This window comes from Streptomyces sp. NBC_01485 (genome assembly GCF_036227125.1).
Lineage (GTDB): Bacteria > Actinomycetota > Actinomycetes > Streptomycetales > Streptomycetaceae > Streptomyces.
Genome location: NZ_CP109435.1, coordinates 6,535,991 through 6,558,584, shown reverse-complemented (window position 1 = coordinate 6,558,584; position 22,594 = coordinate 6,535,991). Strand labels below are relative to the sequence as shown.

The 22,594-nt window shown below is 71.0% G+C and carries 18 protein-coding genes; 9 read left to right on the top strand and 9 right to left on the bottom strand.

What is annotated here, in order from left to right; translation table 11 throughout:
- The first annotated feature begins 63 nt into the window (after positions 1-63).
- The 4 genes from OG352_RS29780 to glgB all read left to right on the top strand — a co-directional run bounded on the left by OG352_RS29780 (position 64) and on the right by glgB (position 7,946).
- Positions 64-2,241, top strand: coding sequence for an alpha-1,4-glucan--maltose-1-phosphate maltosyltransferase (locus OG352_RS29780; RefSeq protein ID WP_329221154.1), 2,178 nt, complete (start codon positions 64-66; stop codon positions 2,239-2,241).
- Entirely contained in the window at positions 2,238-3,956 is a 1,719-nt protein-coding gene (treS, locus tag OG352_RS29775; protein WP_329221152.1) for a maltose alpha-D-glucosyltransferase, read from the top strand. The genes OG352_RS29780 and treS overlap by 4 nt, the downstream gene beginning before the upstream one ends.
- An 88-nt stretch (positions 3,957-4,044) precedes the next feature.
- Positions 4,045-5,418 carry a maltokinase N-terminal cap-like domain-containing protein gene (locus tag OG352_RS29770; RefSeq protein ID WP_329221151.1) on the top strand — a complete coding sequence of 458 codons (1,374 nt, stop codon included), beginning with the start codon at positions 4,045-4,047 and terminating at the stop codon, positions 5,416-5,418.
- 377 nt (positions 5,419-5,795) lie between these two features.
- Positions 5,796-7,946, top strand: a complete 2,151-nt coding sequence (glgB, locus tag OG352_RS29765; protein ID WP_329224018.1) for a 1,4-alpha-glucan branching enzyme — start codon at positions 5,796-5,798, stop codon at positions 7,944-7,946.
- A 133-nt stretch (positions 7,947-8,079) separates the two neighbouring features.
- Here the strand turns inward: glgB and OG352_RS29760 are convergent, their stop codons facing one another.
- The 5 genes from OG352_RS29760 to OG352_RS29740 all read right to left on the bottom strand — a co-directional run bounded on the left by OG352_RS29760 (position 8,080) and on the right by OG352_RS29740 (position 13,258).
- On the bottom strand, positions 8,080-9,471 hold the full coding sequence (locus tag OG352_RS29760; protein WP_329221149.1) for a cytochrome: 1,392 nt from the start codon (positions 9,469-9,471) through the stop codon (positions 8,080-8,082).
- Between the two features lie 74 nt (positions 9,472-9,545).
- Positions 9,546-11,825: a HelD family protein gene (locus OG352_RS29755; RefSeq protein ID WP_329221147.1), complete on the bottom strand. Its 2,280-nt coding sequence runs from the start codon at positions 11,823-11,825 to the stop codon at positions 9,546-9,548.
- A gap of 121 nt (positions 11,826-11,946) precedes the next feature.
- Positions 11,947-12,279: a thioredoxin family protein gene (locus tag OG352_RS29750; RefSeq protein ID WP_329221145.1), complete on the bottom strand. Its 333-nt coding sequence runs from the start codon at positions 12,277-12,279 to the stop codon at positions 11,947-11,949.
- Positions 12,276-12,704, bottom strand: a complete 429-nt coding sequence (locus OG352_RS29745; RefSeq protein ID WP_329221144.1) for a MerR family transcriptional regulator — start codon at positions 12,702-12,704, stop codon at positions 12,276-12,278. Before OG352_RS29745 ends, OG352_RS29750 begins: the two co-directional genes overlap by 4 nt.
- Positions 12,705-12,748: 44 nt before the next feature.
- Positions 12,749-13,258, bottom strand: a complete 510-nt coding sequence (locus OG352_RS29740) for an Lrp/AsnC family transcriptional regulator (RefSeq protein WP_329221143.1) — start codon at positions 13,256-13,258, stop codon at positions 12,749-12,751.
- Between the two features lie 45 nt (positions 13,259-13,303).
- On the opposite strand from OG352_RS29740, the gene OG352_RS29735 reads away from it, so the two are divergent.
- Entirely contained in the window at positions 13,304-14,242 is a 939-nt protein-coding gene (locus OG352_RS29735) for an NAD-dependent epimerase/dehydratase family protein (RefSeq protein WP_329221141.1), read from the top strand.
- 297 nt (positions 14,243-14,539) lie between these two features.
- Here OG352_RS29735 and OG352_RS29730 read toward each other — a convergent pair whose 3' ends face one another.
- The gene (locus OG352_RS29730; protein ID WP_329221140.1) at positions 14,540-14,995 is read right to left on the bottom strand and encodes a hypothetical protein; all 456 of its coding nucleotides are present in this window, start codon (positions 14,993-14,995) and stop codon (positions 14,540-14,542) included.
- A gap of 269 nt (positions 14,996-15,264) precedes the next feature.
- Positions 15,265-16,695 (bottom strand): cation:dicarboxylate symporter family transporter, encoded by a 1,431-nt coding sequence (locus tag OG352_RS29725; protein ID WP_329221138.1) that lies wholly within the window; start codon positions 16,693-16,695, stop codon positions 15,265-15,267.
- A gap of 122 nt (positions 16,696-16,817) precedes the next feature.
- Between OG352_RS29725 and OG352_RS29720 the strand changes: the two genes are divergently transcribed.
- Together OG352_RS29720 and OG352_RS29715 are read left to right on the top strand one after the other, a co-directional pair.
- Positions 16,818-18,467: a sensor histidine kinase gene (locus tag OG352_RS29720; protein WP_329221136.1), complete on the top strand. Its 1,650-nt coding sequence runs from the start codon at positions 16,818-16,820 to the stop codon at positions 18,465-18,467.
- Positions 18,464-19,159: a response regulator gene (locus OG352_RS29715; RefSeq protein ID WP_329221134.1), complete on the top strand. Its 696-nt coding sequence runs from the start codon at positions 18,464-18,466 to the stop codon at positions 19,157-19,159. The genes OG352_RS29720 and OG352_RS29715 overlap by 4 nt, the downstream gene beginning before the upstream one ends.
- A 47-nt stretch (positions 19,160-19,206) precedes the next feature.
- Here the strand turns inward: OG352_RS29715 and OG352_RS29710 are convergent, their stop codons facing one another.
- The gene (locus OG352_RS29710; protein WP_329221132.1) at positions 19,207-19,767 is read right to left on the bottom strand and encodes a hypothetical protein; all 561 of its coding nucleotides are present in this window, start codon (positions 19,765-19,767) and stop codon (positions 19,207-19,209) included.
- Positions 19,768-19,812: 45 nt separating this feature from the next.
- Between OG352_RS29710 and OG352_RS29705 the strand changes: the two genes are divergently transcribed.
- Both OG352_RS29705 and OG352_RS29700 read left to right on the top strand, forming a co-directional pair.
- Positions 19,813-20,643 (top strand): 5'-methylthioadenosine/S-adenosylhomocysteine nucleosidase, encoded by an 831-nt coding sequence (locus tag OG352_RS29705; RefSeq protein WP_329221130.1) that lies wholly within the window; start codon positions 19,813-19,815, stop codon positions 20,641-20,643.
- A gap of 65 nt (positions 20,644-20,708) precedes the next feature.
- Entirely contained in the window at positions 20,709-21,464 is a 756-nt protein-coding gene (locus tag OG352_RS29700; protein WP_443072373.1) for a helix-turn-helix domain-containing protein, read from the top strand.
- On the opposite strand, the gene OG352_RS29695 is transcribed toward OG352_RS29700, so the two are convergent.
- Positions 21,461-22,486 carry an ATP-dependent 6-phosphofructokinase gene (locus tag OG352_RS29695; protein ID WP_054239866.1) on the bottom strand — a complete coding sequence of 342 codons (1,026 nt, stop codon included), beginning with the start codon at positions 22,484-22,486 and terminating at the stop codon, positions 21,461-21,463. The genes OG352_RS29700 and OG352_RS29695 overlap by 4 nt on opposite strands.
- Between the last annotated feature and the right edge of the window lie 108 nt (positions 22,487-22,594).

Sequence of the window (22,594 nt, the reverse complement as noted above, 5' to 3'; positions counted from 1 at the left end):
GCTCCCTCGGTACACGACCCCACATCCATCCGCCCACCCTCGTTGATGCGGACAGGAGCGGTCATGCCCGCCACGCACCACTCGTCAGCACCCCCAACCCCCCGCGCCAAGGCGACCGAAGCCCCCAAGGCACCGGAAGCGCGCCCCGCGCGCCCCGCCGAAACCACCCCCGCCGGTCCGATCGGCCCCGCCGGAATCGCCGACACCGGCACCGGCACCGGCACCGCCACCCCTGGTGTATCCGTCACCGCCGTGGGGCGCATACCCGTCCTCGACGTCCGCCCGCTCGTCCAGCAGGGGCGCCGGCCCGCCAAGGCGGTCGCCGGTGAGACGTTCCAGGTCTCGGCGACCGTGTTCCGGGAGGGGCACGACGCCGTCGCCGCCAACGTCGTACTGCGGGATCCGGACGGCACCCCCGGCCCGTGGACGCCGATGCGCGAACTCGCCCCCGGCACCGACCGCTGGGGCGCGGACGTCACGCCGGACGCGACCGGCCGCTGGACCTACACCGTGGAGGCGTGGGGTGACCCGGTCGCCACCTGGCGGCGGCACGCCCGCATCAAGATCCCCGCGGGGATGGACACGGAACCGGTCCTGGAGGAGGGTGCCCGGCTGTACGAACGGGCGGCCGCCGGAGTGCCGAAGGGGCCGGACCGGACCGTGGTGCTGGCCGCGGTCGACGCCCTGCGCGACGAGTCACGCCCGGCCGCCTCCCGGCTGGCTGCGGCGCTGATCCCGGAGGCCGAAGCCGTCCTCGACCGCCACCCGCTGCGCGAACTGGTCACCGCCTCCGAGCCACTGCCCCTGCTCGTGGAGCGCGAACGCGCCCTGTACGGCGCGTGGTACGAGTTCTTCCCCCGCTCCGAGGGCACCCCCGAGCGCCCGCACGGCACCTTCCGCACGGCCGCCCGCAGACTCCCCGCCATCGCCGCGATGGGCTTCGACGTCGTCTACCTCCCGCCGATCCACCCCATCGGCACGACCTTCCGCAAGGGCCGCAACAACACGCTCGACCCCGGCCCGGACGACGTCGGCGTGCCGTGGGCGATCGGTTCGCCGGAGGGCGGTCACGACGCCGTCCACCCCGGCCTGGGGACGATCGAGGACTTCGCCTGGTTCGTGAAACGGGCGCGGAAGCTCGGCCTGGAGATCGCCCTCGACTTCGCCCTGCAATGCTCCCCCGACCACCCCTGGGTGCAGAAACACCCCGAGTGGTTCCACCATCGGCCCGACGGGACGATCGCGTACGCCGAGAACCCGCCGAAGAAGTACCAGGACATCTTCCCCGTCGCCTTCGACGCCGACCTGGACGGCCTCGTCGCCGAGACCGTCCGTGTGCTGCGGCACTGGATGGCGTACGGAGTGCGGATCTTCCGCGTGGACAACCCGCACACCAAGCCGGTCGTGTTCTGGGAGCGGGTCATCGGGGAGGTCAACCGCACCGACCCCGACGTGATCTTCCTGGCCGAGGCCTTCACCCGCCCCGCGATGATGCACACGCTCGGCCAGATCGGGTTCCAGCAGTCGTACACCTACTTCACCTGGCGTAACACGAAACAGGAACTGACGGAGTACCTCACCGAACTCTCGGGGGACGCCGCCTCCTACATGCGGCCCAACCTGTTCGCCAACACCCCGGACATCCTGCACGCCTACCTCCAGCACGGCGGCCGGCCCGCCTTCGAGATCCGCGCCGTCCTCGCCGCCACCCTCTCCCCCACCTGGGGCGTCTACAGCGGCTACGAACTCTGCGAGAACACCCCGCAGAAGGAAGGCGGCGAGGAGTACCTCGACTCGGAGAAGTACCAGCTCAAACCCCGTGACTGGGCGGCGGCCGAGCGCGATGGCCGCAGTCTCGCCCCGCTGATCACCCGGCTCAACGAGATCCGGCGGGCGAACCCGGCGCTGCACCAACTCCGCGATCTGCACTTCCATCCCACCGACAAGGACGCGGTGATCGCCTACTCCAAGAGGAGCTCGGACAGGAGCGGTTCGAACACGGTTGTGGTGGTGGCCAACCTCGACCCCCACCACACCCAGGAGGCGACGGTGTCGTTGGACATGCCGCAACTCGGCCTGGACTGGCACGAGTCGGTGCCGGTGCGCGACGAGCTCACCGGCGACACCTACCACTGGGGCAGGGCCAACTACGTGCGCCTCGAACCGGGCACCAGGCCCGCGCACGTACTCACCGTCCTGCGACCGTCCACCCCGCAGATCGGAGGGTCACCCACACCATGATCGTCAACGAGCCCGTTCCGGACACCTTCGAGGACACCCCCGCCAAGGACCGCGACCCGGAATGGTTCAAACGAGCCGTCTTCTACGAGGTCCTCGTCCGCTCCTTCCAGGACAGCAACGGCGACGGCGTCGGCGACCTCAAGGGAATCACCGCCAAACTCGACTACCTGCAATGGCTCGGAGTCGACTGCCTCTGGCTCCCGCCCTTCTTCAAATCACCGCTCCGCGACGGCGGATACGACGTATCCGACTACACCGCGGTCCTCCCCGAATTCGGCGACCTCGCCGACTTCGTGGAATTCGTCGACGCCGCCCACCAACGCGGCATGCGCGTCATCATCGACTTCGTCATGAACCACACCAGCGACCAGCACCCGTGGTTCCAGGAATCGAGGAAAGACCCCGACGGACCCTACGGCGACTACTACATGTGGGCCGACGACGACAAACAGTACGCCGACGCCCGCATCATCTTCGTCGACACCGAAGTCTCCAACTGGACCTTCGACCCCGTCCGCAAGCAGTACTTCTTCCACCGCTTCTTCTCCCACCAACCGGACCTCAACTACGAGAACCCGGCCGTGCAGGAGGAGATGATCTCCGCGCTGCGGTTCTGGCTGGACCTGGGCATCGACGGCTTCCGCCTCGACGCCGTGCCCTACCTGTACGCGGCCGAGGGCACGAACTGCGAGAACCTTCCTGCGGCGCACGAGTTCCTGAAGCGGGTCCGCAAGGAGATCGACGCCCACTACCCGGACACGGTGATCCTCGCCGAGGCCAACCAGTGGCCCGAGGACGTCGTCGACTACTTCGGCGACTACGCCTCCGGCGGCGACGAATGCCACATGGCGTTCCACTTCCCCGTCATGCCCCGCATCTTCATGGCCGTACGCCGGGAATCCCGCTACCCGGTATCGGAAATCCTCGCCAAGACCCCGGCGATTCCCGCCAATTGCCAATGGGGCATCTTTCTTCGCAACCACGACGAGCTGACCCTCGAAATGGTCACCGACGAAGAACGCGACTACATGTACGCGGAATACGCGAAAGACCCGCGTATGCGCGCCAACATCGGCATCCGCCGCCGCCTCGCCCCGCTCCTCGACAACGACCGCAACCAGATCGAGCTGTTCACCGCCCTGCTCCTGTCACTGCCCGGCTCGCCGATCCTCTACTACGGCGACGAGATCGGCATGGGCGACAACATCTGGCTCGGCGACCGCGACGCCGTCCGCACGCCGATGCAGTGGACACCGGATCGCAACGCGGGTTTTTCGTCCTGTGACCCCGGACGGCTGTCCCTGCCGACCATCATGGATCCCGTATACGGCTACCAGGTCACCAACGTCGAGGCGTCGATGTCGTCGCCCTCGTCGCTGCTGCACTGGACGCGGCGGATGATCGAGATCCGGAAGCAGAACCCCGCCTTCGGCCTCGGGACATACACCGAACTGCCGTCCTCCAACCCGGCCGTCCTCGCCTTCCTGCGCGAGGCCCCCCTGACCGGGGAAGGAGGGGACGATCTGGTGCTGTGCGTGCACAACTTCTCGCGCTTCGCACAGCCCACCGAGCTGGATCTGAGCCGGTTCAACGGGCGGTATCCGGTGGAGCTGTTCGGCGGGGTGCGCTTCCCGGCGGTCGGCGACCTGCCGTACCTGCTCACGCTGGCCGGGCACGGCTTCTACTGGTTCCGGCTGCGACACGACGCGGCCTAGCGCCCTGGGGCGGGGCGGGTTTCCCCCGTCCCGCCCGGGGCACGCATCAGTAACACCCCGACCCCCCGGGGAAAGGAATGTGACACCTATGGCGGCGACTGTCACAATTTCCGGCCGGACGGACCCCGGCCTCCTCCCTTCACTGGACCCCCTGTTGCGGGAGTGGCTGCCCCGGCAGCGCTGGTTCGCCGGCAAGGGGCGTCCGGTCACCGGGTTCTCGCAGGTGGCGGCCACCGAACTGCTTCCGGCCAGTGCCCGGCTGGGCCTCTACCACCTGCTGGTGCGCGCCGAACAGGGCACCGGCCCCGGCGACTGCTACCAGCTCCTGATCGGCGTACGCCAGACCCTGCCGCCCCGACTGGCACCCGCGCTCATCGGACACGTGACGCAGGGGCCACTGGCCGGGCTGACCGTGTTCGACGCCCTCTACGACACCCGGCCCGCCGAAGTGCTCCTGGAGGCGCTGCGCACCCGCGCCCGGATCGGCGGGCTGCGCTGCGAGCGCGACCCTGGGCAGGAGATCCGGACGGGACTGGTCCCACGGCGGCTGACGGGCGAGCAGTCCAACTCGTCCGTCATCTATGGAGATACGTTCATCCTGAAGCTTTTGCGCCGGGTCGTGCCCGGCGTCAACCCCGACCTGGAACTGCCGCTGGCGCTGGCCCGCGAGGGCTGCCCCCGGGTGCCCGCGCCGACGGCCTGGATGGAAGCCCACCTGGAGGGAGACCCGTACGTCCTGGCCGTGCTCCAGCCGTATGTGCAGGGCGCGGCGGACGGCTGGGAGCTGGCGCTGCGGGAACTGGCCAAGGGCGAGGACTTCACCACGGAGGCGCGGGCACTGGGGCGGGCCAGTGCCGAGGTGCACGGGGCGCTGGCCCGGGCGCTGCCCACGGCGACGCTGGGCCACGCGCAGATACAGCCGATGGCGGACGGCATGGCCGTCCGCCTCGACGCGGCCGCGCAGGCGGTGCCCGCGCTGCGCCCGTACGTGCCCGCGCTGCGCACCGCCTTCACGGCGCTGGCCGGCCTCGCGGCCGAGGGCCACACCTGGACCGCCCAGCGCGTACACGGCGACCTCCACCTCGGACAGTGCCTGCGGGCGGCCTCCGGCGAGTGGTCGCTGATCGACTTCGAGGGCGAACCGGCCCGCCCGCTGGCCGAACGGCGGATGGCCCAGCCGGCGGTGCGGGACGTGGCCGGCATGCTGCGCTCCTTCGACTACGCGGCCCACTCGACCGACCCGCCCGCCCCCGGCTGGGCCCACGCCTGCCGGGCGGCCTACTGCTCCGGCTACGCCGAGGTCGCGGGCACCGACCCCCGCACCGACCCCGTACTGCTACGGGCCTACGAGACGGACAAAGCCGTCTACGAGGTCGTCTACGAAGCCCGCCACCGCCCCGACTGGCTCCCCGTCCCCCTGTCCGCGATACGCCGCCTCGCCGCCGCCCCCGACCTGCCCTGAGCCCTGATCCCTGATCCCTGAGCCCTGAGGAGACCCCGCACGTGACTCCCCCGAAGAAGCCCACAGGGAAGAAGTCTTCAAAGGCCAGGGCCAAGGCCAGGCCCACGGTCGAGGCTACGCCCCAGGCCGGGCCCGAGGACGAGACCCGGGCTGAGGGCAGGCCCGAAGCGAAGGCCGCTCCCGGGGGCGAGACCGAGGCCCGGACCGAGGTCGAGGTCGGGGCCGGGACCGGGACCGGGACCGAGGTCGACCTCGGGGCCGGGACCGAGGCCGAGGCCGACCTCGGGGCCGGGGCCGGGGCCGAGGCCGGGGCCGAGGCCGGGGCCGAGGCCGGCAATCCGCCCGGGTCGGAGGTTCCCGCCTCCGAGCGTGGGCGGCTGCTGCACGGCACCCATCACTCCCCGCACTCCGTGCTCGGCGCGCACGCGGTGGACGGTGGGGTCGCCTTCCGGGTGCTGCGGCCGTACGCGCGGGCCGTGACCGTGCTCGCGGGTGAGATGCGCGCCGAACTGCGCGCCGACGGTGACGGGTTCTTCTCGGGGTTGCTGCCCCTCACGGAGGTCCCGGTCCACCGGCTGCTCGTGGCGTACGAGGGCACGAGCGTGGAGACCGAGGACGCCTACCGTTTCCTGCCCACGCTGGGCGAGCTGGACCTGCACCTGATCGGCGAGGGACGGCACGAGCAGTTGTGGACGGTGCTCGGCGCGCACCCGACGACCCACCAGGGCGTGAGCGGCACGAGCTTCTCCGTGTGGGCCCCGAACGCACGCGGGGTGCGGGTGGCCGGCACCTTCAACTACTGGGACGGCACCGGGTATCCGATGCGCTCCCTCGGCTCGTCCGGGGTCTGGGAGCTGTTCGTGCCCGGGATCGGCGAGGGCGAGCTGTACAAGTTCGACATCACCCGCCCCGACGGCTCCCACACCCTGCGCGCCGACCCGATGGCCACGCGTACGGAGGTCCCGCCGGCGACCTCGTCGATCGTGCACGCCTCGCACTACGCGTGGGCGGACGAGGAGTGGATGGCGCACCGGGGCGAGATACCCGTGCACGAGGCCCCCTTCTCCGTCTACGAGCTCCATCTCGCGTCCTGGCGACCAGGCCTGACGTACCGTCAACTCGCCGATCAACTACCGGTGTATGTCAAGGACCTGGGCTTCACGCACGTCGAGCTGATGCCCGTCGCCGAGCATCCCTTCGGCGGCTCCTGGGGCTACCAGGTCACCGGTTTCTACGCGCCGACGGCCCGGCTCGGCACGCCCGACGACTTCAAGTACCTGGTGGACGCCCTGCACCGGGCCGGCATCGGCGTCCTGATGGACTGGGTTCCGGCGCACTTCCCGCGCGACGAGTGGGCGTTGGCGGAGTTCGACGGCAAGCCTCTCTACGAGCACGAGGACCCGCTCCGCGCCGCCCACCCCGACTGGGGGACGCTGGAGTTCGACTTCGGGCGGCGCGAGGTGCGCAACTTCCTGGTGGCCAACGCGACTTACTGGTGCGAGGAGTTCCACATCGACGGCCTGCGGGTGGACGCCGTCGCCTCGATGCTCTACCTCGACTACTCGCGCGAGCCGGGCCGGTGGACGCCGAACGAGCACGGCGGCCGGGAGAACCTGGACGCGGTGGCCTTCCTCCAGGAGATGAACGCGACGGTCTACCGCCGCAGCCCCGGCGTCGTCACGATCGCGGAGGAGTCCACGGCCTGGGACGGCGTCACGCGGGCCACCCACCACCCGGGCCCGAGCGGCTTCGGCGGGCTCGGTTTCGGCCTGAAGTGGAACATGGGCTGGATGCACGACTCGCTGGAGTACATGGCCCACGAGCCGGTGCACCGCCGCTACCACCACCACGAGATGACCTTCTCGATGGTGTACGCCTACAGCGAGAACTACGTGCTGCCCATCTCCCACGACGAGGTGGTGCACGGCAAGCGTTCGCTGGTGTCGAAGATGCCCGGCGACTGGTGGCGGCAGCGCGCCAGCCTGCGGGCGTACCTGGCCTTCATGTGGGCCCACCCGGGCAAGCAACTCCTCTTCATGGGGCAGGAGTTCGCCCAGGGCGCGGAGTGGTCCGAGGCGCACGGCCCCGACTGGTGGCTGCTGGACCCGGCGTACGGCGCGCAGGCCGACCACCGGGGCGTCCGGGACCTGGTCCGCGACCTGAACGGCGTCTACCGGGCGACCCCGGCGCTCTGGCAGCAGGACACCGACCCGGCCGGTTTCCAGTGGCTGGTGGGCGACGCGGCCGAGGACAACGTCTTCGCCTTCCTGCGCCTCGACGCCGAGGGCTCCCCGCTGCTGTCCGTCTCCAACCTCTCCCCCGTCGTCCGCCACGGCTACCGCCTCGGCGTCCCCGACGACGTCCCGGCCTGGCACGAGACCCTCAACACCGACGCGGCGGCGTACGGCGGCAGCGACGTCACCAACCCGGACGTCGTCAAGCCGGAGCCCCAGGGCTGGCACGGCCGCCCGGCGAGCATCCGACTGACCCTGCCACCCCTGGCCACGGTGTGGTTGCGCCCGGCGTAGGCAGGCCGGGGAGCCCCCGGTCCCTGGGGGCTCCCGGTCCCTGGGGGCTCCCGGTCCCTGGGGGCTCCCGGTCCCTGGGGGCTCCCGGTCCCTGGGGGCTCCCGGTCCCTGGGGGCTGCGCCCCCACCCGGCCTCAGCGTGCGCCGAACATGAACCGCCGCAGCGCCGCCAGCAACCCGCTGGCCTGACCGTCGATCCCGACGGACGCCGACGCGAGTTCGGCCGGCCGGGCCACGCCAAGCGCCGCCGTCGCCATCTCGTACCGCACCGGCAGCACCTTCAGCCCCCGCACGACCGGACCCGACCGCCACGGCAACTGGTCGGGCGGCAGGGTCAGTTCGGCCTTGGCGAAGTGGTCGAAGACGCGCCCCACGGCCGTCGTCACGATCAACCCGCCCAACTCCCGCGCGGCACTGGGGCACTGGTGGGGACCCGCGCCCCAGCCCAGGTGGGCGCGGGTGGAGACGGCTGAGCCGACCATGGGGGAGGAGCCGATCGCCAGCAGGTCCTGGTGGGCGGCGGCCGCGGACGGGGAGACGATGTCGCCGGCGCGGATCCAGAAGTTCCCGAGCCGCACGTCCCGCGCCGCGAACCGGAAGCACATGTTGGCGACGGGCGGGTTGGCGAGGGCGGCCCGGTTGACCGTCTCGCCGAGCTGCCCAGCCGACAGGCTGCGGCGCACCGTCGCGTTGCCGCGCAACACCTCCAGCAGCGTGTTGAGGACCATGTTGCCGGCGATGTCGTTGAGGTAGACGGCGTTCATGAACAGTTCCCGGCCGAGCTGTTCGTCGGTGAGGTCGGGGTCGGCGAGCATCATGTACGAGGTGAGGTCGTCGCCCGGTCTGGCCCTGCGGTGGGCGGCGAGACGAGTGAACGCGGACAGGGCGCGGCCGGTGGCGGGGCCCGCGTCGGGGCCGCCGTCGAGCATCCGCCACAGGTCCATGACCAGTTCGTCGCCCAGCTCGACCGGGCAGCCGAACAGTTTGCTGGTGACCATCAGCAGCAGCGGCCGGGTGTACTGCGCGCCGAGGTCGGCGAAGCCGGTCCGGCCCGACTCGGCGGCCAGCATCGCGACCAGCTCGTCGGCGTACTGGGCGACGGCCGCCCGCAGTTCCCAGCCCTCGGGGCTCTTGGCGTCCTGGAAGGGGCGCAGGGCGGCGTGCTGGGTGCGGCGGGCGGCGAGGTGCTCCTCGTCGTCCATGAACATCGTCTGCCGCACCTCGTAGCCGGCCAGCAGCGGCCAGCCGGGCGGCAGTTCGCCCAGGGCGCGGGCCCGCCAGTTCCGTACGTCGCGCCGCCACTGGCCCTCGTTGCGCAGGACCTCCAGGACCTCCCGGTAGTCCAGCGCGAGCCACACGGGCACACCCAGGAGACCGACCGGGGCCACGGGACCGTACGTGCTCCGCAGGCGTCGGTACACCGCGCCGGGGTCGGCGTCGAACTCCGCCGTGAGCAGCGGCTCGACGGACAGCGATCCGAGTGCGGGGCTGTCGGCCGGTGCGGTGACGTGGTGCTGGGCTTCCATACGCAACGCTTACCGCACCGACCGTGCACACGCAGTTATCACAGCATGAACTGTTACGTCTTGGTGATCCCAGGTCACGCCAACGCTGTCAGCAGCGGCTTCGGCAACTCCTTGGTGTGGAGCACGCCGAGGCGTTGGGTGGCGCGGGTGAGGGCGACGTACAGGTCGCTGGTGCCGTACTCGGCGGGCTCGACGACGAGCACCGAGTCGAACTCCAGCCCCTTGGACTGGCGCGGGTCGAGGAGGACGACCGTGCGGGTCAGATCCGGCTGCGAACCCGCCGTCACCCCGTCGAGGCGGGCCGCCAGCCGCCGGTGCAGCGCGCGGGGGGCGATCACCGCCAGCCGGCCTTCGGCGGGGGTCAGTTCGGCCACGGCGTCGGCGACCGCGCCGGGCAGGTCGTCGGTGGCGCGCGCCCAGGGCCGGACGCCGGTGGAGCGGACCGAGCTCGGCGGCTCGAAGCCGGGATGCTCCGCGCGGACGACGGCTGCCGCGACCTCCATGATCTCGGCGGGGGTGCGGTAGTTGACGCCGAGGCGGGTGTGCTCCCAGCGGTCCGCGACGTACGGGGCGAGGATCCCCGACCAGGAGCCGACCCCGGCCGCCTCCGCCGTCTGCGCGGGGTCGCCGACCAGGGTCATCGAGCGGGTCGGGCTGCGCCGCATCAGCAGCCGCCACGCCATCGCCGACAGCTCCTGCGCCTCGTCGACGATGATGTGCCCGAACGCCCAGGTCCGGTCGGCCGCCGCGCGTTCGGCGGCGCTGCGGTGGTCGTCCTCCTCGTGCCGCTCGGCGAACCGCTCGGCGTCGATGATGTCGTGCGCGGACAGGACTTCGGAGCCGTCGGGGTCGCCGTCCTCCTTGTCGTCGAACTCGTAGGTGCGCGAGGCGTAGGAGACGTCGAGGACGCCCTGCGCGTAGGCGATCTGCGTCTCCCGCTCCCGGTCGGCGCGCGCCCGGGCCGACCGGGAGTCCTCGCCGAGGAGTTCGGCCGCCTCGTCGAGCAGCGGGACGTCCGCGACCGTCCAGGCCCGGGTCGCCGGACGGCGGACGGCGGCGGCGTCCGCGTCGCCGAGGTAGCCCTCGGGGGCGGCGAGGAAGTCGGCGACCAGGCGGCGCGGGGTGACGCGCGGCCACAACTGGTCGATGGCGGACCAGACTTCGGGATTCTCGGCGAGCTCGTCGCGGATCTGGGTGATGTCGCCGGCGTCGAGCATGTTCGAGCCGTCGTAGGGGTCGGTGCCGATGCGCTCGGCCACCATGTCCGTCAGGGTGTTGAGGATGTAGCCCTCGAAGTGCTCGCGGGCCGCGTTGTGCGGCAGCCCGGCGGCCCGGGTGGCGTCGCGGGCGACGCTCACGAGTCCCTCGTCGAGCATCAGGATCTCGCGGTCGTGCTCGATCGCGATCACCGGGTCGGGCAGCGCCTGCCGGTCGCGTACGACGGCGGCGAGGACGTCCGCCATGGCGGCGCGGCCCTTCACGGCGGCGGCCTCGGGGGTGTCGGCCGCCGTCGCCCGCACGCCGGGGAACAGTTCGCCGACGGTCGCCAGCAGGACGCCGGTCTCGCCCAGCGAGGGCAGCACCTCGCCGATGTAGCCGAGGAAGGCGGGGTTGGGGCCGACGATCAGGACGGCCCGCTTGGCGAGCAACTCCCGGTGCTCGTAGAGGAGATAGGCGGCGCGGTGCAGGGCGACGGCCGTCTTGCCGGTGCCGGGGCCGCCCTCGACCACCAGGACGCCCCGGTGGGGTGCGCGGATGATCTCGTCCTGCTCGGCCTGGATGGTCTGCACGATGTCGTTCATACGGCCGGTGCGGGCGGAGTTCAGCGCGGCGAGCAGCACGGCGTCGCCGCTCGGGTCCTCGTGGCCGGTCCGCTCCTGGTCGCCGAGGTCGAGGATCTCGTCGTGCAGGTCGGTGACCCGGCGGCCCGAGGTGGTGAGGTGCCGGCGGCGGCGCAGGCCCATCGGGGTGTGGCCGGTGGCGAGGTAGAAGGGGCGGGCGACGTCGGCCCGCCAGTCGATCAGGACCGGGGTGCGCTCGGCGTCGTCGGCGCGCAGACCGATGCGGCCGATGTGATGGCTGACGCCCGAGGTGAGGTCGATGCGGCCGAAACAGAGAGAGCCGTCCACCGCGTTCAGCGCGGCCAGCAGGCCCGAGCGCTCGGCGACGAGAATGTCCCGCTCCAGCCGCGCCTGCATGGGGGTGTTTCCCTGGGCGAGCGCTTCCGTGACGCCGGTCTCGGTGTGGCCGCGCAGGGAGTCCACCCGTGCGTACACCCCGTCGATGAATTCCTGCTCGCGCCGCAATTCACTATCCGGAAAGTCGATGTTTGACAATTCCACTCCCGCCCGCATATACTGTGCTCACTCCACTTCTTTGCGACCGATTATCTCGAAGTCGCGAACCATTAAATATACGCAGAGAAATCCCCCGAGCGCAATTGCTCGGGGGATTTCTTCTGTTCGGCCCGGGGGGCTACAACACGTCGGACAGCTCCTCCAGCAGCCGCCGCTTGGGCCGGGCCCCCACCATCGCCTTCACCGGCTCACCGGCCCGGAACACCATGAACGTCGGCATCGACAGCACCTTGTACGCGTTGGTCGTCTCGGGGTTCGTGTCCACGTCCAGCTGCACCACCTTCAGCCGCTCGCCCTCCTCCACGGCGAGCGCGCTCAGCACCGGCCCCATCTGCCGGCACGGCGGACACCAGTCGGCGGTGAACTCCACCAGCACCGGCAACTCCGCCCCGAGCACCTCCACCCCGAAATCCGCGTCCGTCACCGCGGCCACACCGTCAGCCTTGATCACAACTCCTGCCCTCCCAGCTCGCACCCGGGTTCCGGACCCCCCGGAACCAGCGCGTCGGCAGCCAGCTCGTCGCGTGCCAGCTCGGCCCGCACGAGTTGCCCGGCGACCGTCTCCCGCACCGCCCGCAGCTCCCCGATGAGCGCGTCCAGCTCCGCCAGCTTGCGCCGGTAGACCGCGAGCGACGCCGGGCAGGAGTCGCCCTCCGGGTGCCCGGCCCGCAGACACTCCACGAAGGGCCGGGTCTCCTCCAGGTCGAACCCGAAGTCCTGGAGCGTCCTGATCTGCCGGAGCAGCTTCAGGTCGTCCTCGTCGTACGTCCGGTATCCGTTGCTGTTCCGCCGGGCGGGCAGCAGGTCCCGGGACTCGTAGTACCGCAGCGTCCGGGTCGTGGTCCCGGCCCGCGCGGCCAGCTCGCCGATGCGCATGCCTACGAACGTAGGGCTTGACCCCGACGTCAAGGCAAGAGACGTCAGGGCAGGAGCGGTTTGCGTTCCACCGGCGAGGTGAGCACGATCGACGTCGTCGTACGGCCCAGGACCGAGACGGCTTCGAGGACCTCCTCCAAGTGGACGGTGTCCCGGACGGCGACCTTGAGGAGCCAGCAGTCCTCGCCGACGACGTGGTGCACCTCGGTGATCTCGGGGCGCTCCATCAGCTCCAGGGTCCTGGGGTGCTTCAGGTTGTAGCCGCCGTGCGGGTTGACCCGGACGAACGCCTGGATGCCGTAACCGAGCCGGCCGGGGACGACCTGAGCGCCGTAGCCGCTGATCACGCCCGCGGCCTCCAGCCGGCGCACCCGCTCGGTGACCGCCGCCGGGCTCAGCCGGACCTGCCGCCCCAGCTCGCTGAGCCTGATCCGGCCGTCGGTCTGGAGGAGCTGGAGGATCTGCCGGTCCAGCGCGTCGAAGGCCACCGATGTTTCGGTGGCGGAGGCGCGTGAGTGCCGTGGTTCTTTCGGTGCGGCGGCCGGAACTCCCATGGTTCCCCCTTCAGAACACGTGTGCGGGCCGGGAAAATTATGACCATGGAAAAGCGAGAAGTGCTGGTCATCGGCGGGAACCGCTACTTCGGCAAGCGGCTCATCGCGCGGCTGCTGGCCGCCGGGGACCGGGTCACGGTCCTCAACCGCGGTTCGTCGCCGCCGCCGGCCGGGGTGGTCCACCTGATCGCCGACCGGGACGACGAGGACGCGCTGCGCGAGGCGCTCGGCCCGCGCACCTTCGACGTCGTCGTCGACCAGGTCTGCTACACCCCGCGCCAGGCGGCGATAGCCCGCCGGGTCCTCGCCGGCCGCACCGGCCGCTACGTGATGACGTCGACGGTCGAGGTGTACGCGGAGGTCCACGGGGAGGTCCACGCGTACGGGGACTCGGTCGCGCCGGTCCGGGAGACGGACGTCGATCCGCTGAACGCGGCCGTGGACCTCGAACTCCCCTGGCATGAACCGGAGTTCCTCGACACCCACTACGGCGAGGGCAAGCGGCAGGCGGAGTCGGTGTTCGCGGCGGAGCCGGCGTTCCCCTACGTGGCCGTCCGGGTCGCCCATGTCCTGGGCGGGGACGACGACTTCACCGGACGGCTCACCCACTACGCGGACCGCATCCGCACCGGCGAGCCGATCACCGTGCCGACGGTGAACCACCCGGCGACGTACATCCACGTCGAGGAGATCGCCGACTTCCTCTTCTGGACGGTGGGCCAGGACTTCACCGGCCCGGTCAACGCGGCCTCGCACGGCACGCTGACGACACGGGAGCTGTGCGAGGCGGTCGCCGCGTACGCCCCCGGCGGCGGCACAGCGGTGTTCCAGGAGACGACGGAGCCCGGCGAGGTGTCCCCGTTCGCTTTCCGCCGCTTCTACGGCATGGACAACTCCCGTGCCACGCGCCTCGGGTTCACCTTCGGCGACGTACGGCAGTGGCTGGGGCAGGCGGTCGCCGAAACCCTGGTCCCGGTGAACTGACGCACGCCGCCGCACCCTTGGCGATCGGCGCGAACTTGGGCGGTGCGGCTCTCTGCGGGGTGCCTGCCCGGGGGGGTCCGCACAGAAAGGTGACACTCCGGTGCGGGAGTGTCACCTTTCCGCAGCTCACCTACCGGGGACCCGGCGTGCCCGCGCACCACTCAACTCGAAGACCCGTGAAGGCGGCCGTGGCGACGGCTGTCAGGTACTGCGCCCAGCGCCTGGTGCACAGAGGCCCAGCGCCTCGCGGTACGGGCGGGGCGTCGGCCGCCTGGTCGTCCACGAGCTGTCTCCGGTTCAGTCGCCGGCCGAGCTGCAGTCCCAGTGGCCCGGCTTCTTGGCCGCGGCGACGGCCGGAACGGCGTCCGTGCCACCACCGGGCGGGTTCGCCACGAACTTGCAGCCGAAGTCGTTCATGAAGTGCTCGAAGGTGTAGCTGTGGTACTTCGCCTGGATCTTCTTGAGGCGGGCGAGGCCCGCCTTGGTGGCGTTGAACTCCCTGCTGTACTCGCCGGCGTCCTTCACCAGACAGCCGGCGGAGACGATCGCGCCCACCCAGCCCGCGCCCTTGGAGGCGATGGTCTTCCCCAACGAGGAGACGCTGACTCCGGTGGCCAGCAGCGAACCGCAGATGCTGCCGATGGCCGCGGGCCTGACCGCGCCCTCCGTCGCCGCCTGGGCCGGCACCACCCCGGCACCGAGCATCACCGCTCCGGCGACCGTGCCGATCAACGCCTTACGAACCTTGTCCATGATTCCCCCAACATCCTCTCTGTCCTTGACTCTGTCCTGATGGTCAGGGGCGGCTGCGCCGCCCGCCCAGGGAGAGATCCGGAAGATCAAACAGGTTGCTCCATGGAAGGCAATGTTCCGGTAATGCGTACCGGGCGGCTGAGCGACGGGGGGACGCTCAGCCGCCCGGTGGCGGTGGGCCGGGCGCCCGGCCCGGGTTCAGGCCGGGCCGGACGCTCGGAGTCGGTGAGAACCGCGAGGTCCTCGGGTCCGGGCCGCGGACGCGGACCTCAGGCCTTGGCCAGTTCCTTGTCGCCGCCCTGCTCGGGGACCTCGACGGCGGCGTCCTCGGCGGTGTCCCGGGCTTCGTTCTCGTCGAGCAGCGTCTTCTCGTCGAAGGGGAGCTGTCCGGCGAGCACCAGGTCGACGCGCTCGCGGTCGATCTCCTTCGTCCAGGTGCCGATCAGGACGGTGGCCACGGCGTTGCCCGCGAAGTTCGTCAGGGCGCGCGCCTCGCTCATGAAGCGGTCGATGCCGACGATGAGGCCCATGCCGTCGACCAGGGCCGGCTTGTGCGCCTGGAGACCGCCGGCCAGCGTGGCCAGGCCGGCGCCGGTGACACCGGCCGCGCCCTTGGAGGCGAGCAGCAGGAAGAGCAGCAGCGGGATCTGCTCGCCGACCGGCATCGGGGTGCCCATCGCGTCGGCGATGAACAGGGACGCCATGGTCATGTAGATCATGGTGCCGTCGAGGTTGAAGGAGTAGCCGGTCGGCACGGTGATGCCGACGACGGGCTTGCTGACGCCCAGGTGCTCCATCTTCGCGATGAGCCGCGGCAGCGCGGACTCGGAGGAGGAGGTGGACAGGATCAGCAGGAACTCGCGGCCGAGGTACTTGAACAGCGTGAAGATGTTCAGGCCGGAGACGATCCGCAGCAGCGCGCCGAGCACGATGAAGACGAAGAGGAAGCAGGTGATGTAGAAGCCGATCATCAGGATGGCGAGCTTCTTGAGCGCGTCGACGCCGGCGGATCCGGTGACGGCGGCCATGGCGCCGAAGGCGCCGACCGGGGCGGCCCACATCACCATGGCGAGGATGCGGAAGACGAGCCGCTGGATGTGCTCGACGCCGCGCAGGATCGGCTGCCCGGCGCTGCCCATGCCCTGCAGCGCGAAGCCGGCGAGCAGGGCGACCAGCAGGGTCTGCAGGACCTGCTCCCCGGTGAAGGCGGCGACGAAGGTCTTCGGGATGATCGACAGGACGAAGTCGACCGGCGGCAGCGCCTCCGTCACCTGGTCGTGCCCGGACGCCTTGATCGCGTCGGTGAGGTGCAGCCCGTCGCCCGGGTGGAGGATGTTGCCGACGACGAGACCGATGGTCAGCGCGACCAGGGACATCACCGTGAAGTAGCCGAGCGCGATTCCGCCGACGGCGCCGACCTTGGCGGCCTTGCGTACGGATCCGATGCCGAGAACGATCGTGCAGAAGATGATCGGCGAGATCATCATCTTGATGATGTTCACGAAGCCCGTGCCCAGGGGCTTGAGTTCGACCCCGGCGTCGGGCCAGATCAGGCCCACGGCGATGCCGAGCGCCACCGCGACGATCACCGCGATGTACAGATAGTGGGTGCGGTCCCGCTTGATCGCGGGTGCGGCAGGTGCCGTATCGGGGGTGCTGCTGGCGGCCACGGCTGCCCTCCTTGACGTCTTCGTCGGCATCCACCGGAGTGCGGCTCACGTCCGGGGTTATGGGGGATTGCCGCGACTATCTCCCGTCCTGTGAGGGCGGTCACCCTTCCGTTCATTTAGTTCACACTTAACCTCGGGGGCACACTGACGACATGCGCATCCCCGACATGCCGAGACCCCGCAGTCTGGCCGGCCAGCTCTTCGCCATGCAGGCCGTGCTGATAGCGGTGCTCGTCGCGGGATACGCGCTGTTCACGTACGTCAGCGACCGCACCCAGGCCGAGGACGCCGCGGGCCGCCAGGCCAGGGCCGTGGCCCGCTCGGTCGCCGACTCCCCCTCCGTACGGTCGGCCATCCGGGCGCCGAACCCGACCGCCGAACTCCAGCCGTACGCCCTGCGGGTCATGCGGGACACGGAGGTCGACTTCGTCACGATCATGAACCCGCAGGGCATCCGCTGGACCCACCCGGACGAGAACCAGATCGGCCAGCGCTTCCGCGGCAACACGGCGAAGGCCCTGAAGGGCGGGACCTTCACCGAGACGTACACCGGCACCCTCGGCGCGTCCGTCCGCGCGGTCACCCCGGTCGAGGACGCGAACCACCGGGTCGTCGGCCTGGTCAGCGCGGGCATCAAGGTCGAGTCGATCAGCAAGCGGGTGCAGGACCAGGTGACGGCCCTGTTCGCGGTGGCCTTCGGCGCGCTCGCCCTCGGCGCGATCGGCACGTACGTCATCAACGCGTCGCTGCGCCGCCACACCCACGGCATGAACGCGGCGGAGCTGAGCCGTATGCACGACTACCACCAGGCCGCGTTGCACGCGGTGCGCGAGGGGCTGCTGATGCTGGACGGGCAGTACCGGGTGGCGCTGATCAACGACGGGGGCCGGGAACTGCTGGGCGTCTTTGGGGAGGTGGTGGGCACGTCGGTGGCGGAACTCGGCCTGCCCGCCCCGCTGACGGGCGCGCTGCTCGCCTCGGAACCCCGGGTGGACGAGGTCCACCTGGCGGCGGACCGGGTGCTGGTGGTGAACACGTCCCCGGTGTCGGGCGGCGAGCGCAGGGGAACCGTCGTCACCCTGCGCGATGTGACCGAACTCCAGTCCCTGATGGGCGAGTTGGACTCAGAGCGGGGCTTCACGCAGGCGCTGCGCTCGCAGGCCCACGAGGCGGCGAACCGTCTGCACACGGTGGTCTCGCTGATCGAGCTGGGCCGCGCGGCGGAGGCCGTGGACTTCGCGACGGCGGAACTGGAACTGGCCCAGGCGCTGACGGACCAGGTGGTCTCGGCGGTCAGTGAACCGGTCCTGGCGGCCCTGCTGCTGGGCAAGACGGCGCAGGCGAACGAGCGGGGCGTGGAACTGGTGGTGTCGCACGAGAGCGGTATGGACGACGGTCTGCTCCCGGAGTCGTTGCCGGCCCGGGATCTGGTGACGATCCTCGGCAACCTCATCGACAACGCCGTGGACGCGGCGCAGGGCAGCGTGCGGGCGCGGGTGACCGTGACCGCCTGCACGGAAGGCGACGAGCTCCTGTTCCGGGTGGCGGACACGGGGGCGGGCGTGGATCCGGCGCACGCCTCCCTGGTCTTCGAGCGCGGCTTCTCGACGAAACCGGCGGGGCCGGGCGGCCGGGGCCTGGGGCTGGCCCTGGTCCGGCAGGCCGTGCACCGGCACGAGGGGACGCTGTCGGTGGCGGAGGCCGAGGGCGGCGGAGCCGCGTTCGAGGTCCGCCTGCCGCTGCGGGCGGCGGCCGCGTCCGGTGTCCCCGCGTCCGGTGCTACGTCTGGAGGCAGGCAATGACGGGTGAAGAGCCGATCAGAGTGCTGGTCGTGGAGGACGATCCGGTGGCCGCGGACGCCCATGTCATGTACGTCGGGCGGGTGCCGGGCTTCGTGGCGGTCGGCAAGGCGCACACGGGCGCGGAGGCGCGACGCCTGCTGGACCGCACACCGGTGGACCTGCTCCTGCTGGACCTGCACCTCCCCGACGCGCACGGGCTGCAACTGGCCCGCTCGCTGCGGGCGGCCGGGTATCACGCGGACGTGATCGCGGTGACGTCGGCGCGGGACCTGACGGTGGTGCGGGAGGGCGTCTCGCTGGGGGTCGTCCAGTACGTACTGAAGCCGTTCACGTTCGCGACCCTGCGGGACCGGCTGGTGCGGTACGCCGAGTTCCGGGGTGCGGCGGGCGAGGCGAGCGGCCAGGACGAGGTCGACCGCGCCCTCGCCGCCCTACGGGCACCGACCCCGGCGGCCCTGCCCAAGGGCCTCAGCTCACCGACCCTGGAACGGGTCACCGAGACGGTGCGGGAGGCGGCGGAAGGACGGACCGCGGCCGGAGTGGCCGAGGCGGTGGGAATCTCCCGCATCACGGCCCGGCGGTACCTGGAACACCTGGTGGAGGCGGGCAGAGCCGAACGAAAGCCGCTCTACGGCCAGGTGGGAAGGCCGGAGCTGGTGTACCGGTGGGTGAAGGCGGCTCGGGGGAAGTGAGGGCCGCGGGACGGCCTTCGGCGGATGCGGCGGCTTGGGCTTGGGCGTCACCCACCCCCGCTCCCGCTCGCACCGCTCCCGAACGGCACCGCGTACCGCACCACGAACACCCCCAGCCCGGCCACCGCCCCCGCCTCGGCGAGGGACAGCACGAGCAGCCCCGACGTCACCTGGCCGCCACCCCAGTACACGACGAGCGCGGCCAACGGCACGACACAGAACGCCACCAGGTCCACGACGCACTGCACGACCTTCCGGGTCACGCGCCCGGCGTCACCGCGGTGATAGCTCTCCCACCGGAACGCCACGTCGGTCCCCGTCAGCTCCGCCAGCCGTGGCCCCAGCTCCCCCCGGACATACCGTCCGATGGCCGAGATCTTGTCGTCGTTGACCAGGTAGGTCCACCCCAGCACCACACACACCGGCGGCAGCGCCAGCAGCATCGACGTCTGCTTGGCCTGGGCCGCCGCGGCGATGACGGCGGCCACCACCGCCAACGTCACGTACAGCAGGTTGTCCCGGAACCCGATCCGCGCCTTCTGCTCGTCCTTGATGCTCTGATACTCCGCGAGCAGCAACTGCCCGACCCCGACGTCCTGTTCGGCCACTGCAACCGCCCTCTCCCCCGATGAACCTGGCAGTACCTTAAAGGCGTGCCGGAGACGAAACCCACTGTCGTGGTCCTTACCGCGCTCGCGCTCGAATACGCGGCCGTACGCGCCCATCTCACCGACCGCGACGAACGCGTCCACCGGGACGGCACCCGCGTCGAGGTCGGCCGGCTCGACGGCACCCCCTGGCAGGTCGCGCTCGCCGAGCTGGGCGAGGGCGTGGTCAACGCCGCGTCGATGACCACGCAACTCGTCACGTGGCTCCGTCCCCAGGCGATCCTGTTCGTCGGCATCGCGGGCAGCCTGAAGGACGACATCGGGATCGGCGACGTCGTCGTCGGAACCAAGGTCTACGGCATCCACGGCGGCAAGTGGACCCCACAGGGCTTCCTCGCCCGCCCCGAGGCCTGGCACGCGTCCAACGCACTGATCCAGGCGGCCCGTTCAGCCGCACGGGACATGCCGGACGTCCGCACCCACTTCAAGCCGATCGCGTCGGGGGACGTCGTCCTGGCCGACGCCGAGGCCGAGATCGCCAGGCATCTGCGCGAGCACTACAACGACACGGCCGCGATCGAGATGGAAGGCTCGGGCGCGGCCCACGCGGCCCATGTGAACGGCCGGTTGGACGCCCTCGTGATCCGAGGCATCAGCGACCACGCCGACGCCGCAAAGACCCGGACGGACACCGCCGGCTCCCAGCAACGGGCCGCCCGACAGGCGGCAGAGGTGGCACGAGCGGTCCTGCGCAAACACCACCCACGCACCACGCCCGACGCCGAAAGGCAGTCCCGCCCCGGTCCCAGCGGCGACCACATCACCTTCCAGGGCGGCACCTACTACGGACCCGTCATCGGCAAGATCACGGGATGACGGGTTGACGGGACACGCACGAGACGCCCGTGAGCTCCCCCGACCAGTAACCCCGACCAGTAACTATGGCCAAACACCCGGTAGCCACCCCACCCCCCACCGCCTACCTTGTCCCCGTGCCCAGACCACCGTCCCAGACGCGCCAAGCAGGTCCGCCCTTCAATGCTCCCGCTGCCCGCAGGCTTCGTTCCGCGCTCGGGATGACGCCGGGGCATGTCGCTCACGGACTTCGGGCGTCGTACGCGCTTCCACACGCCACCCCCGACCTCGTCCACGCCTGGGAGCGCGGGACGCTCACCCCCACGCACCCCGAACTCACCGCCCTCGCAGGGGTGTTGTGGTGTTCGCCCGTCGAGTTGATGGGTCGGCCGCGGAGCCTGCGCGAGCACCGCATCGCCCGAGGGTTCGCCCCGGAGGACGTCGCCCGGGCCGTGGGGCACGAGTTCGTGGCGTACACGCGGCTGGAGGAGAGCGGGGAGTGGCACGGCACGGACCGGCAGACCGCCGCGCTCGCCGAGCTGCTCGACCTCGCGCTGCCCGACCTGATCGCCCTCACCGGCCACGAGGCCAGGCTCGCCGACCTGTTGCGCACCGCCGCCCGCACGCGCTGGCAGGCGTACGCCAAACCGGTGAGCAGGATCGTGCCCCTGGACCGGCGGCTCCTGGAGGACGCCCTCCAGGACTTGCACCAGGACTACCAGGGGCAGATGGCCGCCACGCCGAACCCGGGCGACGCCGGCCGGGACTTCCTCGACCGGATCGTCGACGACTTCTGGGCGAGGATCGAGAGCCGTACCGCCAGAGACGCCCAGCGCCTTTAGAAGACCGACTCCGCCTCTACGATCCTGTCCTTCGGGACCGTCTTCAGTTCGGTCACCGCCTCCGCCAGCGGGACCATCACCACGTCCGTCCCGCGCAGCGCCGTCATCCGGCCGAACTGGCCCCGGTGCGCCGCCTCCACCGCGTGCCAGCCGAAGCGGGTCGCGAGGACGCGGTCGTACGCCGTCGGGACGCCGCCGCGCTGGACGTGGCCGAGGATGACCGGGCGGGCCTCCTTGCCGAGCCGCTTCTCCAGCTCGTACGCCAGTGCCGTGCCGATGCCCTGGAACCGCTCGTGGCCGAACTGGTCGATCGCGCCCTTGCTGTAGTCCATCGTGCCGTCGGCCGGGTGCGCGCCCTCCGCGACGCAGATCACCGCGAACTTCTTGCCGCGCGCGAACCGCTCCTCGACCATCTTCACCAGGTCCGCCGGGTCGAACGGCCGCTCCGGCAGGCAGATGCCGTGCGCGCCCGCCGCCATCCCGGACTCCAGCGCGATCCAGCCCGCGTGCCGGCCCATGACCTCGACGACCATCACGCGCTGGTGCGACTCGGCGGTCGTCTTCAGGCGGTCCATCGCCTCCGTGGCGACGCCGACCGCCGTGTCGAAGCCGAACGTCCGGTCCGTCGACGAGATGTCGTTGTCGATCGTCTTCGGGACGCCGACCACCGGCAGCCCGGCGTCCGACAGCATCCGCGCCGCCGTCAGCGTGCCCTCGCCGCCGATCGGGATGAGCGCGTCGATGCCGAAGTCGTGGATCATGTCGGAGGCGCTCTCGCAGGCCTCGCGCAGCCGGTCGCGCTCCAGTCGGGAGGAGCCGAGGATGGTGCCGCCGCGGGCCAGGATGCCGCTCACCGCGTTGAGGTCGAGGCCCCGGTAGCGGCCGTCGAGCAGGCCCGCGTATCCGTCCTCGAAGCCGATGACCTCGTCGCCGTAGTTGTCGACCGCTCGGTGCACGACCGACCGGATCACTGCGTTGAGGCCGGGACAGTCGCCACCTGCGGTGAGAACTCCGATGCGCATCGTGCTGTGTCTCCCTGCTCGCTGTCGGTACCGGTGAGCCTGGGGTCGATTGTTCCACGCCGCGGAGTGGGCTGTCTCTTGACGGGCGCCATATCCACGGCCAGAGGT